This window comes from Actinomadura sp. BRA 177 (genome assembly GCF_013372625.1).
Taxonomy (GTDB): domain Bacteria; phylum Actinomycetota; class Actinomycetes; order Streptosporangiales; family Streptosporangiaceae; genus Spirillospora.
Window position 1 is genome coordinate 1 of sequence record NZ_JABXFD010000120.1, and the last position, 1,753, is coordinate 1,753.

At 69.0% G+C, this 1,753-nt stretch carries 2 protein-coding genes; one reads left to right on the forward strand and one right to left on the reverse strand.

The window, feature by feature from the left end; genetic code table 11:
- Positions 1-665: 665 nt before the first annotated feature.
- A complete protein-coding gene (locus tag HUX53_RS03365) occupies positions 666-878 on the forward strand; it encodes a helix-turn-helix domain-containing protein (RefSeq protein WP_067638627.1) in 213 nt (70 codons plus the stop codon).
- 83 nt (positions 879-961) lie between these two features.
- Here HUX53_RS03365 and HUX53_RS03370 read toward each other — a convergent pair.
- The coding region (locus HUX53_RS03370; protein WP_176401703.1) for a DUF2786 domain-containing protein at positions 962-1,753 on the reverse strand (792 nt) is incomplete at its 5' end.

Sequence of the window (1,753 nt, forward strand, 5' to 3'; positions counted from 1 at the left end):
TGATGGTACTCGTGCTCTCTAGAAGTATAATAACTAATGGTAGGTTAACCATGATATATGTTTTTTTTTTTTCAAGAAGAAGACGGCATACGATGTCTGTATCCGTTTGGTGGGCTCGGAGATGTGTATAAGAAAAAGGTTTTGACGGGCTGGGGGTCGGCTGTCCTCGCGGGCCCTGTGTTGGCTGGTCCCGGTGGGTGCTTTGGGCTGTTGAGGCCGGTGATGGTGTCGTCCGCGGCTCCGCCGCCGTTTTCGGGCTGAGCAGCCTGGGCTCGTATCGGAGGATCGCGGTCTGGGGGGTGGTGGGCGCGGCTCTGGCCGCGTCCGGTCAGGCCGTCGGCGGAGGCCTTGGCGGGGGGCGGTTTGGCGGTGAGGGTGGACGGAGTGGGCTCGGTGGCGGCGCCGGGCAGAAAAGGATCGGGTTCCGGTCTGGGGGCCGTTGCGGACGATGACCGTGCGGAACGGGCGGTCCCCAGCGGTCCAGAGCCCGTCTGTCTAGTTCCGACACGCCGTCCACCACGGAAAAGACCAGCTTCGGCCGAATTCGCGGGGATTCGCGCGGCATCGACGGCGTAATCAGGGGGAATGTGTACGTTGGGGAGATCAACACTGCTGTGAGCTGCGGGGACGGGCCCCGCCGCCCAGCCTTGGAACAGGAGGTCCCCGTGGCACGCACACTGTCGAGGGGCACCCGGGTCACCGGTGCCGAACGCACGCAGCTCGCCGCCGAACTCGCTCCGCGCTACGCGGCGGGCGAGAGCATCCGCGATCTGGCGGCCGAGACGGGCCGGTCGTACGGCTTCATCTACAACGTCCTGAAGGAGGCGGGGGTGCCGCTGCGCGGCCGGGGCGGCAACACCCGGCGCAAGAAGGACTAGCCAGCTCCCGCGACCAGCCAAGACCAGGAAGAAGCGAGCACATGACCGGACGTCCCCCTCGCCCCCCGGGGGGACCCCGTGCGCTACGGACGGCGGAACGCCCCGGTGACCTCGGAGCGCCCGTTCAGGCTGGCGAGGTCGGCGGCCGCCCGCCCGGCCACCCAGCCCTCATAGTTGGAGACCGAACCCGCCCGTCCCTTGGCGAGGTTCGGGAACATCGTGTCGACGGCCTGCTCGACGGCCCGGTCGCGCGCCGCCAGCACGGGAAGAAGATCCTTCCCGCCGGCGTCCGCGGCCGCCCTGTCCGCCGCCTCACCCGCGGCCTCCCGCAGGCGCTCTCCGATACGGGCGGCGTAGGCGTTGAGAAAGGCGTGGCGGAACGACCGCGTGCGTGACCGTCCTCGCCCGTCCCGCCGCGGGCCCGCGTGCACCATGGCGGACGTCGCCTGGACGAGCAGCGAGGTGTACAGCATCTCCACCGCGGTCAGATCGGCCGGAAATCCCAGGACCGTCGAGAATCCCAGGTCGCGATGCCACACCGCCCTGCAGCGGTTCGCGTCGGCCACGACCGTCAGCAGGACGGCCTTGGGCGCCTCGTACGGACTGTCCACCGCGATACGCCGTCCAGCGGGCCCGCCCGTGTCGCCGGCCTCCGCGGCGAGCAGCGCGTGGTCGATGCTGTGCCGCGCCATCAGCTCCTGGGCGCGCGCGCTCAGCGCCTCCGCCTCCTCGGGAAACTCGGTCGACTCCGCCTTGGCGAGCAGCGCACGAACCTTCCCCAGCATCCGCTGATCCACGTCCCGCGCGCGCTCCCCCCGCGTCCCCGCGCCCGCACTGCTGGATGTGTGTGTATCGCTGTCTCTTCTACCCATCTG